Source organism: Nostoc commune NIES-4072 (genome assembly GCF_003113895.1).
GTDB classification, from domain to species: Bacteria; Cyanobacteriota; Cyanobacteriia; order Cyanobacteriales; family Nostocaceae; genus Nostoc; species Nostoc commune.
This window is the reverse complement of record NZ_BDUD01000001.1, coordinates 4,020,166-4,036,514: the sequence shown is the minus strand read 5'-3', so window position 1 is coordinate 4,036,514 and position 16,349 is coordinate 4,020,166. Positions and strand designations below refer to the sequence as shown.

Sequence of the window (16,349 nt, the reverse complement as noted above, 5' to 3'; positions counted from 1 at the left end):
GGATGTTAAGCAAACATGACAATTATTGCAGGTCAGACAGTACTTTTGACAGGAGCCTCACGCGGGATAGGAGTCTTTATTGCTCGTGCTTTGGCAAAAGAAAAAGCAACTATAGTTGGTGTTTCGCGATCGCAACAGGCATTAGATCAAGTAGCTGCCGAAGTCAAAGCTTTAGGAGGTCGCTGGTTAGGTATTAAATATGACCTCAGCAAGCTTGAGGAGCTGCCAAACCTCATTCAGCAAATCAATCAGCTTGCAGGGCCAATTGACATTTTGATTAACAACGCAGGTATAGAGATATACAAAAAATTTCAAGATTATTCAACTGCGGAGTTACAGTCAATATTAACAATTAACTTGCTATCGGGGATGGAATTAAGTCGTTTGGTACTACCAACGATGTTAGCCCAAAACAGGGGTCACATTGTTAATATTGCTTCTCTAGCTGGTAAAAAGGGAAACCCTTACAACAGTGTTTACTCTGCTAGCAAAGCTGGTTTTCTTATATGGACTGATGCACTTAGACAAGAACTAGCTAGTACTGGCGTGGAGATTTCTGCAATCTGTCCGGGATATGTTTCTGGTGAGGGAATGATTGCCGATACTGGCGTACCGATACCAAAGTTAGCAGGCGCATCTACACCAGATGATGTCGCAAAAGCGGTCATCCGCGCTATTAAGCAGAATCAAGCAGAAGTGATTGTCAATCAAGATCCGACAACAGAAACTATATCAAAACTGCTGATGGGGCTGTGGCAAATTTTTCCTCTATTTGGCGACGCAGTTTATCAGTGGATGGGAGTAGGTAAGCTCAATCAACTCCGCATCGAGAATCAAAAGCACGTTGCGTTGAAATTTAGTGGAAGTAAATCAATGGTAGGAGCAACATCAGACAAAACCAGTGAAAGATAACATTGTTGAATTTAGATATCAAATTTAACAAGATTGTCCCGAACCCAAATACAAACCAAATGGTAAAACCATGAAAAAAGTATATTTGATGATTTATGATTTAGGTGCAGGTCATCGCAGCACAGCCAATGCTTTGCAAAAAGTGATCGAGAAGCGGCAATTACCTTGGGAAATTCATATAGTTGATGCTTTCAAAGAAATTATTGGTACGACTGCTCCACACTACGTTTACAATCAGCTAATACTCAAAAAGAACTGGGCAAAAATTATTAATGACCCTTTCTTAGTTCCCTCATTCAAATTACAAATACGCCTTTCTCGTTTTGCTTGGCTAGGACGTTTTAAAAGATATTGGCAGCAGCATCAACCTGATATGGTGGTTTCATTACTGCCTTATATCAACGGGCTGATTAATCAAAGCTTGCAGGCAGTATCGCCTAGTGTGCCTTTTGCAACGGTAATGACCGATCATGCCGATTGTCCACCCAACTTCTGGATTGATCCACAAGGACAATTTTTAATATGTCCTACTCAACGAGCAGTTGAACAAGCAAAAAACTTGGGTTATACGCAAGAGCGAATTTTCAGCACTTCAGGAGTAGTAATTCATCCTCGATTTTCTGAACCCGTAAATAGCGATCGCAAAATTGAAAGAGAACGCTTAGGTCTAAATCCAGATTTACCAACAGGTTTAATAACTTTTGGTAGTCAGGGTTCAAAAGCAATGCTAGAAATTGCCGATTCTCTAGAGAAATCGTCATTGAATCTACAACTCATTTTTATCTGCGGACGTAATGAAGAAATAGCAAATACTTTGCGCCGTCAACAGAGTCGCTTACCAAGGTACATTGAAACTTTTACTAGTGAAATTCCTTACTACATGCATCTATCGGATTTCTTTATTGGTAAATCCGGCTCTGTAGGTGTTAGCGAAGCTGTGGCAATGAGCTTACCAGTAATTACAGATTGCAACGCCTTAAGTATGTTTCAAGAACGACCCTCGGCTGAGTGGATTGCAGAAAATGAAATTGGAATTGTAGTCCGCGATTTCCGCGATATTAACCAAGCTGTAGCAAAGCTAATCCAACCGGAAACTCTAGCTCAGTACCGTGCCAACGCCGCCGCGATCAACAATCAAGGAGTATTTGAAGTTGTTGATATTTTGGAACAAATACTTGAAAACTCCTTCTCAGTTGTGCCTTCTCCAACGGTTGAGACAAATAAGCAGTTATCCTCAACAGTTTGATGAATTCCGAAAAAAATAACCGGAGTGAAATAATATGCTATTTGATTGGCTGATTGTAGGGGCTGGATATTCAGCCTGTGTAATGGCTGAACGCCTAGCAACTCAGCTTGGGCAGAGAGTACTAATTGTAGAGCAGCGAGATCATATTGGGGGTAATGCCTATGATTACTACAACGAGCATGGTATTCTCGTTCATAAATATGGGCCTCACATCTTTCATACTAAGTCTAAGAAAGTATGGGATTATCTCTCTCAATTTACAGAATGGAGGCATTACTATCATCATGTGTTGGGAGTTTTAGAGGGTAAGAAAGTTCCTATCCCTTTTAATCTCAATTCTCTCCATGCACTTTTTCCTGAGAAATATGCAGAGAAGCTAGAGAATTTGCTTCTAGAAAACTTCGGTTTTGGAGTGAAAGTACCTATTTTAAAACTGCGAGAGAGTGCTAGTGGCGATCTCACCTTTTTAGCTGATTACATTTATGAAAATGTTTTTCTCCATTACACAATCAAACAGTGGGGAATGAAACCAGAGGATCTCGATCGGGGGGTAACGGGACGCGTTCCAGTTTATATCAGTCGGGATGACCGTTATTTTCAAGACCCTTATCAGGCTATGCCTAAACTAGGCTATACAGAAATGTTCCGGCGGATGCTTGCTCATCCCAACATTAAGGTACTGCTAAACGCAGATTACCGCGAGATTATCAAAGATGTTAAGTTTCATCGGTTACTTTGCACTGGGCCGATTGACACCTTTTTTGATTATATGTATGGTGAATTGCCTTATCGTAGTCTGCGCTTTCAATTCGATACTTTGGATCAAGAACATTATCAAGAAGTGGGTACAGTTAACTATCCCAACGATTACGATATCACTCGCATCACTGAACAGAAGTATTTATCAGGACAAACATCTCCTAAAACTACCTTGGTGATGGAATATCCCCAGGCTTATGTACCAGGGAGAAATGATCCTTATTATCCTATTCTCAATGAAGAGAGCCGCGATCGCTTGAGCTTATACCTCAAAGAAGTAGAGAAACTCAACGGTACAGTACTCTTTGCCGGACGACTTGGAGATTATAAGTACTATGACATGGATCATGCAGTGCTTCGGGCGCTTGGTTTGTTTGAGAAAGAAATAGCCAATTCTATGTAGAAAGTGCGAAAAAGATGCGATCGCACTTGTGATGGATAAAAAAACATAGAATTTCCCTAAAATTCTCCCTAAAAAATTGTTAATATTTTCTCACAGAAAGATTATGGTGCAACAACAACTTGTTAGTACAACCAAGCAACGCCTTGAATGTTTGATTTGCAATTATCGCGTTGATCCGAATGATGAATCTGCATTTTCTACATTTCCATGCAACGTCAGAGCCTTTATGCATGAAACATTTAAGGTTTGGAGATGTCCTGATTGCAAGACAATTCATTGTCTAGATATTGTGGATCTTGATCATTACTACGCAAAATATCCGATTGCTCAGGCAACATTGACATGGCCCTTTCGCGTCTTCTACAGAAAATTACGCAAACAACTTACCAAGTATGGGTTTTCCAAGACTCACTCAATACTCGATTATGGCTGTGGTGCAAACGGCCTATTTGTACAATACCTCCGGCAACAAGGCTTTACCAATTGTCACGGATATGATCCTTACGGAACCAAGGACGGCTTCGGCGATCCGGCAACGCTTCAAAAAGGAGCATTCGATTACATTTTACTTCAGGATGTCATCGAACATGTTAAAGATCCTAATGCCTTGTTAGATAAGTTAAACAACTTGCTTGCTCCTGGTGGTTATATTCTGATCAGCACACCAAACGCGTCTAACCTTAACTTAAATCGACCTGACATAAACGATATTTGTAACGCGGTACATGTCCCGTACCACCTTCATATTTATACTCGTGAATCCATCGAATTATTCGGGCGTCGTCAAGGGTGGGAGTTTATAGATTCATTACGGCCTAATCATGATACACTCTGGCCTACCCTAAATGCTCGTGTTTCCAATGAGTACCAACGCATCCTCGGCCGCCCGGTAGATGTCTTTCACGAACCGATCAACTCAAGGAAAGTTTTGACATCGAGCAGATTTATATTCTTCGTATTTTACGCAATTTTTGGCTATTGGCTCAATTTTTATTCTGGGATGAGCATCATCTTCCGCAAAAGCATTTACTCCAATTCTCGTCTTCCTTATGGAGTCGCTGGAGAACTTAGTTGAATAGAGATTTGCTCAATAGCATAACAAAAAAAGTTTAGTTTTTAAGAGATATTTTGTATTTATGGAAACAATGCAATCATCCTCATATCCCAAAAAAAAGTTTTTGATCAATGTTGTCACCGGAAATAGTGGTGGAGGGCATATCGCTACTTCTAATGCGATATCTTCAATAATTGAGCAACAACTCCCCTGTCAAACTAGTATTACCGATGTGGACATATTAGCAAAGCGGTTAGCTGAAGGACAAAAGACACTGGATATCTACAAGTTATTCGGAACTAGTGGAGATCAAGTTCTCAACCAGATTATGCAAAGCGGTTGGACATGGATTCACCATCTGACAATGCCCTTCAATAAACTACTGATCAAACTAAATTACGATGCTGGTGTGAGGATATTTGAGGAACAGTGGCGCGAACAACAGCCAGACCTAGTAGTTTCTGTAGTGCCGTTGTTTAATAAAATGATCTGGGAAAGTTTACAGAAAGTAAAACCAGGCACACCTTTAGTGACAGTTCTGATAGATTTTGCTGATTTTCCGTCGGCCTATTGGATAGAACCAGAAACGGGAAGTTATGTTGTTTGTGGCACCCAAAAAGCAGTGGAACAAGCTCGTTCTCTAGGAGTAAATGAGGATCTGATCGTCAAAACTTCGGGAATGGTGATTAACCCTCGCTTTTATGAACCAATTGTCAGCGATCGCGCCCAAGAAAGGCAACGCTTGGGTTTAGATCCAGACTGTCTGACTGGACTTGTATTATTCGGGGGTAATGGCTCCAAAGCAATGCTAGAAATTGCCAAGCGTCTAGAGTCTTTTCACCAAAAACTACAACTCATCTTTATTTGCGGACGCAATGAAGAACTAGCTTTAGCTTTACGTGAGAGCCAAAGTCTCCAGAAAAGGTTTGTCACCACCTTTACAAAAGACATTCCTTACTATATGCATCTTAGTGATTTTATGATTGGTAAACCAGGCCCTGGTAGTATTAGTGAAGCGTTAGTCATGAAGCTACCAGTAATTGTGGAACGAAGTGCTGCAACAATGCCGCAGGAACAATACAACACTGACTGGATTCAACACCAGCAAGTAGGTCTGGTTATCCGCAGTTTTCGAGATATTGACCGAGCAGTTGAGCAGTTTCTTGAGCCGGAAAATTTCGCCCGCTACCGTGCAAATGTCGCTGCGGTAAACAATAGAGCCGTGTTTGAAATTCCCGATATCTTACAGAAGATTCTTGCTAATAATTATAAAACAACTAAAACAACAGTGGCAGAACCACTCCAGCAGAGGTAGTAACAGCGATGAATCGAGATCGTATTAAAACAGTTACCCTAGCGGCAATGTGTTTCGCCCTCTTCATGGCCAATATTGATGACACTGTGATGAATGTGGCGCTTCCCAAAATTCAGATAAGTCTAAACTCTGGCGTGTCGGGATTACAGTGGATTCTCAACGCTTACACTTTGTCTGCTGCTGGTATGATGCTGCCAAGCGGAACATTAGGAGACATTTATGGACGTAAGCGAGTCTTCCTTACAGGGCTAGTCATCTTCACGATCGCTTCTTTAATTTGCGGTCTAGCTCCCAATTTGAGTATCTTGATTACTGGACGAACCCTTCAAGGAATTGGGGCTGCTGCCCTAGTGACTGGTTCTCTCTCGATCATTGCTGATACGTTTCCTGAACCGAATGAAAAATCAAAAGCCCTTGGTATTTGGGCTGCCGTGTCAGGACTCGCCCTGGTTGCTGGCCCTGCGTTAGGTGGACTGCTAGTAGATACTTTGGGATGGCAAAGTGTGTTCTTTGTCAACTTACCATTGGGAGCGATCGCTTTTCAGTTGACTTCGCGTGTTGTTAGGGAAAGTAAAGATCCTAACAAGCAACGTCTCGATGTGCCTGGTTTATTGCTCAGTGTAATCTTTCTGGCTTCACTTACATACACACTTACGCAAGGGAATACTGGGCTATGGCAATCACCCCTTATTGTCTTGCTGCTGATAGTTGCTGGACTTAGCTTTATAGCATTTTTATTTGTTGAGTCCCACAGTAGCCACCCAATGGTGCCATTAACCTTGTTTCAGAATTCGACATTTACTGTTGTCAATGTCGTTGAAATTTTGGTATTCTTCTGTGTTGTCAGCTTACTTTTTATCTTCAGCCTGTTCTTCCAACAAGTGCAGGGCTACTCGGCAACGGCAGCTGGCTTGCGCTTCCTGCCGATGAATGGGGCTTTTGTAATTGCATCTATATGTTCTGGGTGGTTTGCTGCTCGCTTAGGGTGGCGCTTTGCGATCGCGACAGGACTTATCGTAGCAAGCATAGCTACATTTTCGTTGATCCGAATTAGTGCCGATACAGAGTATGGAGCGATTTTGTGGAGCCTGATTCTTTCGGGGTTTGGTAGCGGCTTGACACTCGCGCCCTTAGCGGCAGTAGCTCTGAATTCTGTACCCTCTACAAAAGTGGGAATTGCCTCAGCAGTAATCAACACTAGTAATCGTATCGGCGCTATTTTAGGAGTTGCCATACAAGGAACAATTCTTACACAACTGCTAGCCTCACATTTAGCGCGATCGCTCTCTACTTGGGGCCTACCCTCAAACCTCCAAGATCGCCTCATCGCTGATGTTTTGCATAGTGGAGTAAAAGTACCCAGTGACCTGCCAGTTAACATTTCAACCCAAGCTATGCATCAGGCGATTAGCAATGCATTTGTATCGGGTCTACATGCAACTGTGCTTCTAGCAAGTATTGCCTTGCTAGGTGGAGCATTTTTGATTCTGGTGTTTATTCAGCCAAATTTTAACCAAGTTCCTAAGAATTCTCCTGTTTATATTAAACACAAGAAGTAGGGTAAGCGTAGCTAAATTAGACTTTAAAAAACAGATGATTTTATTATACATTAACTAAAAAATCAAGATTTTTTCTCGTTTGATTGAATTTTCAACTATGAAAGCGACAAGTTTATAAAAAATAAATCCTTTACTATTTGGCAGAAGTATTGCATATTATTCTTTGGAGATAGCTAAAAACCACCAAATCATCGAAACCAGCTAACGGAAATTAGCTCTCTTCTATATCTCTGAAGAGAGAAAAATCAAATGCTAATGTTGAATCTTTTTCAAAGCCTAATTTTATCAGCAAAGTTAAAAAATCCTTGTCAGGACATTGGAACCAAGCACCGATAAACAAGGTTTGAAATATTCTCTAATGAGAGTAATAAAAGAGCGTTAGTCACAAATCTGATACTTAGTCTCGAAGAAATCTAAATTGTTTCTCAAATAAGGGATTTAAACAAAATGGCCAATAACCAATTAGGAATCTCATTATTGACACCTGCCAGCGATCTAGTTCTCGCATCGGGTACAACTGATTCTGAAGCCCTTTTCGGTCGTGCTGGAAACGATACCATTTATCCTGACAATCCGGTTGCAAGCGCCACTCAGGCAACAAATGTAGATTATTTGTTCGGGGATCTATTTGACAACTCCCCAGAAGAGTATGAGATTATTCTGAATATTCAGAATGCCCAACAAGGTGGAAATCCATTTCTCATTCTAAACAGAAATATCCCATCTGTAGGGGCAGACAGATTTGTTCTCGGTGATCGAACTCAGCCCTACTATACTACCTCTAACCCAGCAACCCTACTAACTACAGACTTCCTTGGTTTGAACGAGTATGCTGTCATTTATGATTTCGGTGTTAATAATGATATCATCGAGCTAAATGGTAGACCGCAAGACTATCGAATCGTAAAAATTACTGGATTACAGGTTGCAGGAATCGCACAACCTCTTTCTGGACAAGCGATATTTTCACTGCAACAGGGAGCACCTGACCTCGTAGCTTTTGTGGTTGCAAAGCCTGAAGTCAATTTAAATTTGATCTCGAATAATTTTCGGTTTATCGGTCAAAAACCACTAATAAAACCAACAGCGTACAGGAAGATTGATCAGTTAGCGACTACTGGTAACGATCTCAGTCTTGCTGTGAATACAGATTCTGCTGGCAATATTTATCTGGGAGGAACTACCACCGGGACATTGTTTGGACGCAATCAAGGTTTGGGAGATGCTTGGGTAGAGAAATATAACACCAATGGTAGCCTAGTCTGGGGTAGGCAGTTTGGCTCCTCTGGTGATGAGTCTAACTTTGCGAGCGTCACAGACAAAAATGGTAACACCTACCTAGCGGGTGGTACATCGGGTAACTTGTTTGGAACCAAGCAAACAGAAACTGATGTTTGGGTGGCAAAATATGATACCAATGGTAATCGTGTTTGGGGTAGGCAGTTTAGTGCTGGTGGTTTTTCGAGCGGAGCCTTTGGCCTCGATCTAGATCCATCAGGCAATGTCTACGTATCAGGAATAGAAATTAACAACAATGATAGAACAGATATTTTCAACTTTGCCGTTCAGGATAATTCCTGGGTGTCTAAGTTTGACAGCAATGGCAACCAGCAGTGGACTACCCTGATTAAAGATCCTGCGGCGACTTTCCCTTTTGACATAACTCCCTTCTTTGACGAATCTTATGACCTTGCCGTTGATAATAATGGCAATAGCATAGCTGTAGGCTGGACTCAAGGCTTAGTCAGAGAGTCAGACCCATCACGACAACTTTTGAAGTACGATGCCTGGGTGTCAAAGGTGAACACAGCAGGACAGGTACAGTGGGTGCAACAGCTTGGAAGTATAAATCAGGGACTTGATTTTGCTTGGGGTGTTGACACTGATAGCTTGGGCAATATTTACGTTACAGGATGGACTACAGGGGATATTGGCACAAGCACCGGACAAACCGGAATCGGGGGTCGTGATATTTGGATTACTAAACTTACCCCAAATGGCACTCAAGTGTGGGCTAAACAGTTTGGTTCTCCAGATGATGATGGCATGTACCTATCGGATATGCAGATCGATCAAAATGACAACATCTTTATCATCGGACATACTAACGGCGTGTTGGGAAATGGCACAAAAGACCCATCTTATAATGCCTGGGTGGCGAAGTTCGACACTAATGGCAACAACAACTGGGTTCAACAATTTGGAAGACAAAATAATCTTGACTACCCTACAGGTGTTACTACTAACGGCACTGGTAGGCTTTACGTGACTGGATTTACGGATAGCTCATTAACGAACCCTACTGGCGTTACTAGCTCAGCTGTGGACGGTTGGTTGGCTCAACTTGATGCCAACAGTGGAAGCCTGCAAAAATTTATCGGCAGATCAATTAACGGCCTCAGCCTTTCAACTGATGTCCTCACTGGTTCAACTGATGTCCTCACAGGTTCAACTGATGTCCCCAGTGGTTCAACTGATGTCCTCACTAGTTCAACCGATGTCCCCAGTGATTCAACTGATGTCCTCACAGGTTCAACTGATGTCCCCAGTGGTTCAACTGATGTCCTCACTGGTTCAACTGATGTCCTCACTGGTTCAACTGATGTCCTCACTGGTTCAACTGATGTCCTCACTGGTTCAACTGATGTCTTCAGTATTGCCGCTCCTGCTCCCATTCGTACCATTGATATCACTAATAGTCTTGTAACTAGCGAAAAGCTGCCTCAAGGCGATAACCGGATTAACCCTGCTGAAGGGATCAATCTTAACTTTGGTCAGGGAATCACTACTCCTTCTACCAGTAGTACATTCAATTATGGACAGTTCGTTTCTAGTCTTGACAGCATATTTAACTCTGAGTTGCAACCTGCTTCTTCTTCAAGTTTGACTCAGGTAGTTAATAATGGGAGTCCTTTTTCTTCAAGTTTGACTCAGGCAGTTAATAATGGGAGTCTAGTGATTTGAAATGATTAGGACTTACGCATTGACAGAAGTGAATGAATTTAGTTAGGCGTTCAATTCGTTCTGCCTATAAAGGCTCTTAACTTCAACCCCCACAATTGGTTAATATATAGGGTAGTTATTTTGTACAGTGCGTAAGTCCTAATGATTTAAACCATTACAAGCGGAATGAAGCAATCGTAAGGGCTGAGATTGCTTCATTCCGCTTCTTTACGAGATGCTACCGCGAAAACTTCATTGGCAATGACATTGTGTAATTAATTCTGTCCGACTACTTATTAAGGCTTTTTTATTACTCTCATGAGAGAAGATTTAAAACTTTGTTTCTCCCTGCTTGGTTGCAAACAAGAATTTTTTGACTTTGCTGATCAAGCGAGGCTTTAAATCAGTTATCAGTTATCAGTTATCAGTTATCAGTTATCAGGCGTATGGTGGGGGATTTAGACCCGCCACCAACGCATTCCACCTGGAGGTGGGGGACTTAAACCCAGGGATAAATAGATCACTGATAACTGTTTACTGTTCACTGTTAAAAAAGATTCAAGGTAAGCATTGAAGCGTAATTAATACAAGAACTAACAATTTTTTTCTCAAGTCTAACAAGAAGTAATGTCAGTATCAAATATAGTTTTTTATATTATTTTCTCTCCAGAAGTTTTTGACTATTAGGGTCAGCAAATTTGATAGAATAGACATAAACCTATAAAGAAAATTAATCATTCGAGTTGTTTACGTAAATTATATGCGAACAACTTTTTTTTCTGCAAAGTCCAAATAAGGAGCTTGCAAAAATAAATCCTTTACGAAAAAAAAATACTTTACTATTTGGCCTAACTATTAGATATTATTCTTTGGAGATAAATAAATATAACCACCAGAGCATCAACACCAGCAGGGCAAACGCACGTAAAACTGAAACACTTGCTGGATAAGGAAAGTGATGAAACAATATCCTAAATCATGAAACGCCCGAACCCTTGCTATTAAAGGATTATTGTACTTGAGATGCGCTTGCACTCTCGATAGCAACTAACGGGAATTAGTCACAAGTCCGAAACTGAGTCTAGAAAAAATCTAAATTGTTTCTCAAATAAAGGATTTAAAGACAATGGCTGATGAACAATTAGCAATTTCATTATTGACACCTGCCGCCGATCTAGTTATTGGAGGAGGTACAAATGCTCCTGAAGCCCTTTTCGGTCGTGCCGGAAACGATACCATTTATCCTGACAATCCGATTGCAAGCGCGACTCAAGCAACAAATGTAGATTATTTGTTCGGCGATATATTTGACAACTCTCCAGAAGAGTATGAAATTATTCTGAATATTCAGAATGCTCAACAAGGTGGTAATCCATTTCTCATCTTAGACAGAAATATCCCATCTGTAGGGGCAGACAGATTTGTTCTAGGTGATACATATCAGCCTTACTATACTACCTCTAACCCAGATACCCTACTGACTACAAACTTCCTTGGTTTGAACGAGTATGCTGTCATTTATGATTTCGGTGTAAATAATGATGTCATCCAGCTAAATGGTAAACCTAAAGACTATCGAATCGTAAAAATTGATGGATTACAGATTGCAGGAGTCGCACGACCTCTTTCTGGAGAAGCCATATTTTCACTGCAACAGGGAGTACCTGACCTTGTAACTTTTGTAGTTGCAAAACCGGAAGTCAACTTAGATTTGAAGTCAAATAATTTCCGATTTGTCGGTGAAAAACCACCAAAAAAACCAACATTCAACAAGAAGATTCAGCAATTAGGAACTACCGGAAACGATCTGAGTCTTGCTACGGGTACAGATGCTGCTGGCAATGTTTATATATCAGGAACTACTACCGGGCCATTGTTTGGAACAAATCAGGGTTTTGGAGATGCTTGGATAGCCAAATATGACAGCAATGGCAACCAGGTTTGGGGTAGGCAGTTTGGCTCTTCTGGTGATGAGTCTAACTTTGCGATGGTTACAGATAAAGATGGTAACTCCTACATGGCAGGCGGCACGTCGAGTAACTTGTTTGGAACCAAGCAAACAGAAGCTGATGTTTGGGTGGCGAAATATGACACCAATGGCAATCAGGTTTGGGGTAGGCAGTTTAGTGCTGGTGGTTTTACTAGTGGAGCCTTTGGCCTAGATCTAGATCCATCAGGCAATGTCTACGTATCAGGAATAGAAATTAATAACAATGACAGAACAGACATTTTCAATTTTGCCGTTCAGGATAATTCCTGGGTGTCTAAGTTTGACAACAATGGCAACCAGCAGTGGACTACCTTGATTAAAGATCCTTCAGCGACCTTTCCTTTTGATATAACTCCCTTTTTTGATGAATGTTATGACCTTGCCGTTGATAATAATGGCAACAGCATAGCTGTAGGTTGGACTCAGGGCTTAGTCAGAGAGTCAGACCCATCACGGCAACTTTTGAAGTACGATGCTTGGGTGTCAAAGGTGAACACCGCAGGGGAGATACAGTGGGTTCAACAGCTTGGAAGTATAAATCAGGGACTTGATTTTGCTTGGGGTGTTGATACTGACAGCAAAGGCAATATTTACGTTACAGGATGGACTACAGGGGATATTGGCACAAAGGTCGGAAAAAAAGGAATCGGGGGTCGTGATATTTGGATTAGTAAACTTACCCCAGATGGCTCTCAAGTGTGGGCTAAACAGTTTGGTTCTCCAGATGATGATGGCATGTTCTTATCCGACATGCAGATCGATGAAAATGACAACATCTTTATCATCGGAGAATCTAACGGCAAGTTAGGAAAAGGCCAAAAAGACGAATCTTATAATGCCTGGGTGGCAAGATTCGATACTGATGGCAACAACAAGTGGATTCAACAATTTGGAAGCAAAAAAAATCTTGACTACCCTATAGGTGTTACTACTGCCGGAAATGGTAAGCTTTACGTGACTGGAGCTACTGATGGCTTATTAGGAAACGGTGGTGGCGTTAATACCTCAGCTGTGGACGGCTGGTTGGCGGAATTGGACATTAACAAAGGAAAACTGCAAAAATTTGTCGGTGGTTCAAATGATGTCATTAGTATTGCCGATCCTAGTCCAATTACCACCATTGATATCACTAATGATTTAGTAACTAGCGAAAGGCTGCCTCAAGGCGATAACCTGATTAACCCTGCTGAGGGTCTTAACCCTACTCAAGGAATTAGTACTAATTCTGCTCAGAGAAACAGTAGTAGCAGTGCATTTAACTATGGACAGATTGTTTCTGGTCTTGGCAGCATATTTAACTCTCAGTCTGAAGGTTCTTTTAATGCAGCTTTGACTGAGGCAGTTAATAATGGCACTATAGTCATTTGAAATGATTAGAACTAAGGCGTGTTTTCAAACTATAACCACAAAATAATGGAGACAAACATAATTATGGCTGTATAATTTGCAGCAAATTTTTCATATCAGGTGGCAATGCGGTGAAATTGTTTGAGCAGGTTGATAACCTGCTCAATAATGTTGTATTGACGGTAGATTTTATGGTTAAACAGACCACAACATAGTTCATTCGAGAGTCGTCAGAGGTCATACAGACTACAAGAATTCTTATAGTTTATGTTCTAATAGAATTAGCAACAGCCATAGCAGACATCGGCACTATTGAACAGAGTTAGGACTAGCCCGTAGGTACTGTAAGGTAGGCTGTACTTTAGCACGCCAGTAGCGTAGTAATGTTTACCAAAATGTGTGCAACTGGGATTGGTACATTCTTTACTCTTGCCTGCCACAAACACTGCACCATCCATTGTTTGAACGGTTTTACGCATATGCCTTGGTCTGCGTAACGCTAATTCTGCCCCACAATGGACACATTCTATGAGCGAACATTCTAAAATTATTCGTTTGACGTTACTGAATTTTCGTTCTGGGCGATGGCGAGGCAACTTTACTATCACTAATTTTTTACCGATGGTAGGTGCTTTTCTCAGCTTACCTGCTTTGTATACCAATTAGATAGCTAGGGCCCAGAACCAACGGCGACTACAAGTTTAATTGTTATGGATTTAATTGGAGCAAGCTTGGTAATTAGCTGATGCTATAAAAAAAGTTCTTTATCTAGCATAATCGATTAAATATGCGAAAAAGAGGAGGCGATCGCTTCCTCTCTTTAAAGTTCAATTCATACTGCTTTTGCTCCTAGTTGTTCGTTTTCCAGAACAAAGGAAGCTGGGCATCCCTTTAGCTAATCCTGTTAACTGACGCCTTTTTTTAGAAGTCTATTTATTATTTGATAGTTTTACGAAAGTGGGCAATTTATTTATGGGGTTCAAAATTATTGACTTTTGACTTACCCAAAGGGGCTAACCCACTCTGGATTTATGCTTTTTCCGACGAGAAACTGCAATTAAACTTCCAAACATCAACAGCCCTAATACATGAGAGGGTTCAGGTACTGCTGCTATAGGAACTGCTCGCAAAGACCCTATAAATCGAAGATTGAATATATTGAATCCGTTGTTGTCGAAAACAACATTACTGTCGTCAACTTGGTTGTCTTCAATAAATACTTGGACACCACCACCCTCAGCTGCAACATCTTGTAAGAAAGCGTTAGCCAAGCCGTCTGCAAAGGGGTCTAGACCAGCAACCTTTGTTGCTTGAGTTGGGTCAGTATAACCAACATCGATATCATCAATAACTTGAGTGGTAGCACCGTAATCAAGAACTGAATAAATATTAGAATAACCCAAATCAACTATTTTATTTGCCCCATAAGAGAGGAATAGCTCAACATCATCTGGATTAGCTTTATAAATTCTTTCCTCAATCTTTGAAGTTTTACTAGCAAACCAATCTTGACCAAGCTTATCCTCGCCCAAATTCCATGTAGTGGTAGGATTGCGTAGGCGCAGCCCGTCGTAGACATCGCTTTTTTGTCCAAACCCAAATCCAAGGTCACTTAGGTTAATTGCGTTGTTCGTCACGTAGCTACTCAGGCTAGGAAAGCCAGCAATTGCGATCGCGCTTGCTGTTCTGGTAGCACCGTTTGGAGGTAGTTGAGGGCTAGCCTGCCGACCGGTCGTGTAATAAGGAGCGCCATTACCTGAGGCATTTAAGCTAATATCTGCATGACCAGCATCTGGGGCATCAGGATTTGCATTGAAGAAACCTAGATATCCTTGGTTTTCAGATGGGGTTCCCAATAAATCTAGCCTGTAAGCAGAATCGATTGGTCTTGATGAAATATATTGCAATTGGTCGAAGTCGAAAGTTGCAGCCTTAACAGGTAAAGGTGCAACGATTGCAATAGAGCCGGTTAGTCCTAAAAATGCTGAAAGATAATAAGTACGCATAAGCAAGGTTTTAACAAAACTAAACAATTACACAATAAAAAGCCATTTTTTCTGTGACAAAATTAACTTTGTAAAAAATAGCAGTTACATAATTCGATGCCGTTTACCTAAAGCTAGCGCTGAACTAGCAGCCATTAATATTGCTAGCACAGTACCAGGTTCAGGAACTAGAGCAATATTCCTATCGCCTTGAATCTCACCCAGCTTCAAACCAGCGATCGGCTGGCTTGCCCCTGCTGCTACAAGAAAATCGCTGAACTCTTGAGATGCCAATGCGTTGAAATTGAGCGTTACAGTTCGATTTTCCAGGTCAACATTAGGAGGAGCCAATACCTCCAAAGTAAATATAGGCAAACCAGTATTTGCCTTATCTATAACATCAAGGTCAACAGCAGGCTGGGCTGATAAATCTCCCAACTCTAGTTGAGGAGGAAGGGCAAGTTTGGTTCTATCTACGTTGAAGAATAAGCTACCAGTTAAATCAACCGTTCCACTAATTGGAATAAATTCTTTTGTGGCATCATCATAATTGAAGGTAAAAGTACTACTTTGAACACTGGAATTAGCACTCGTAGGAATGACATCAAACGCATAGGTGTAACCCGGAGCTGGTACAGCCGTATTTTCTACTGAAGCCAAAGTTAAGCCTAATGACTTCAGCACATCAAGTGCCTCTGCATCAAAGTTGACGCTCTCTTTACCACCAACAAATTGATAGATTTTAGACTGAGCCTGAACATTTAGCGGCGTACTGACTGCGACGGCAGTAGCTAGTCCAAGAAGTATTGAAAGAAGGTGATAACGCATAATTTAAG

Annotated in this window: 12 protein-coding genes; 9 read left to right on the top strand and 3 right to left on the bottom strand. The window is 41.2% G+C overall.

Annotated elements, in window-relative coordinates; all coding sequences use genetic code 11:
* Positions 1-15: 15 nt before the first annotated feature.
* The 8 genes from CDC33_RS17780 (at position 16) to CDC33_RS17745 (ending at position 13,549) form a co-directional block, all read left to right on the top strand.
* Positions 16-912 (top strand): SDR family NAD(P)-dependent oxidoreductase, encoded by an 897-nt coding sequence (locus CDC33_RS17780; RefSeq protein ID WP_109009607.1) that lies wholly within the window; start codon positions 16-18, stop codon positions 910-912.
* A 70-nt stretch (positions 913-982) separates the two neighbouring features.
* Positions 983-2,158, top strand: a complete 1,176-nt coding sequence (locus CDC33_RS17775) for an MGDG synthase family glycosyltransferase (protein ID WP_109009606.1) — start codon at positions 983-985, stop codon at positions 2,156-2,158.
* A 34-nt stretch (positions 2,159-2,192) separates the two neighbouring features.
* Positions 2,193-3,320: a UDP-galactopyranose mutase gene (gene glf / locus CDC33_RS17770; RefSeq protein WP_109009605.1), complete on the top strand. Its 1,128-nt coding sequence runs from the start codon at positions 2,193-2,195 to the stop codon at positions 3,318-3,320.
* Between the two features lie 103 nt (positions 3,321-3,423).
* Positions 3,424-4,395 carry a class I SAM-dependent methyltransferase gene (locus tag CDC33_RS17765; protein WP_109009604.1) on the top strand — a complete coding sequence of 324 codons (972 nt, stop codon included), beginning with the start codon at positions 3,424-3,426 and terminating at the stop codon, positions 4,393-4,395.
* Between the two features lie 70 nt (positions 4,396-4,465).
* Positions 4,466-5,689 carry a glycosyltransferase gene (locus CDC33_RS17760; protein WP_109012613.1) on the top strand — a complete coding sequence of 408 codons (1,224 nt, stop codon included), beginning with the start codon at positions 4,466-4,468 and terminating at the stop codon, positions 5,687-5,689.
* A gap of 8 nt (positions 5,690-5,697) precedes the next feature.
* Positions 5,698-7,248: an MFS transporter gene (locus CDC33_RS17755; RefSeq protein ID WP_109009603.1), complete on the top strand. Its 1,551-nt coding sequence runs from the start codon at positions 5,698-5,700 to the stop codon at positions 7,246-7,248.
* A gap of 447 nt (positions 7,249-7,695) precedes the next feature.
* Positions 7,696-10,212, top strand: a complete 2,517-nt coding sequence (locus CDC33_RS17750; RefSeq protein ID WP_109009602.1) for an SBBP repeat-containing protein — start codon at positions 7,696-7,698, stop codon at positions 10,210-10,212.
* Positions 10,213-11,317: 1,105 nt separating this feature from the next.
* A complete protein-coding gene (locus CDC33_RS17745) occupies positions 11,318-13,549 on the top strand; it encodes an SBBP repeat-containing protein (RefSeq protein WP_109009601.1) in 2,232 nt (743 codons plus the stop codon).
* Positions 13,550-13,809: 260 nt separating this feature from the next.
* On the opposite strand, the gene CDC33_RS37860 is transcribed toward CDC33_RS17745, so the two are convergent.
* On the bottom strand, positions 13,810-14,007 hold the full coding sequence (locus CDC33_RS37860) for a hypothetical protein (protein ID WP_146195835.1): 198 nt from the start codon (positions 14,005-14,007) through the stop codon (positions 13,810-13,812).
* Positions 14,008-14,056: 49 nt separating this feature from the next.
* On the opposite strand from CDC33_RS37860, the gene CDC33_RS38860 reads away from it, so the two are divergent.
* Complete coding sequence (locus tag CDC33_RS38860; RefSeq protein ID WP_181374055.1) at positions 14,057-14,194, top strand: hypothetical protein; 138 nt, start codon at positions 14,057-14,059, stop codon at positions 14,192-14,194.
* A 347-nt stretch (positions 14,195-14,541) separates the two neighbouring features.
* Here CDC33_RS38860 and CDC33_RS17740 read toward each other — a convergent pair whose 3' ends face one another.
* Complete coding sequence (locus CDC33_RS17740) at positions 14,542-15,534, bottom strand: PEP-CTERM sorting domain-containing protein (protein WP_109009600.1); 993 nt, start codon at positions 15,532-15,534, stop codon at positions 14,542-14,544.
* An 84-nt stretch (positions 15,535-15,618) separates the two neighbouring features.
* The gene (locus CDC33_RS17735) at positions 15,619-16,341 is read right to left on the bottom strand and encodes a PEP-CTERM sorting domain-containing protein (RefSeq protein WP_109009599.1); all 723 of its coding nucleotides are present in this window, start codon (positions 16,339-16,341) and stop codon (positions 15,619-15,621) included.
* Positions 16,342-16,349: the final 8 nt, after the last annotated feature.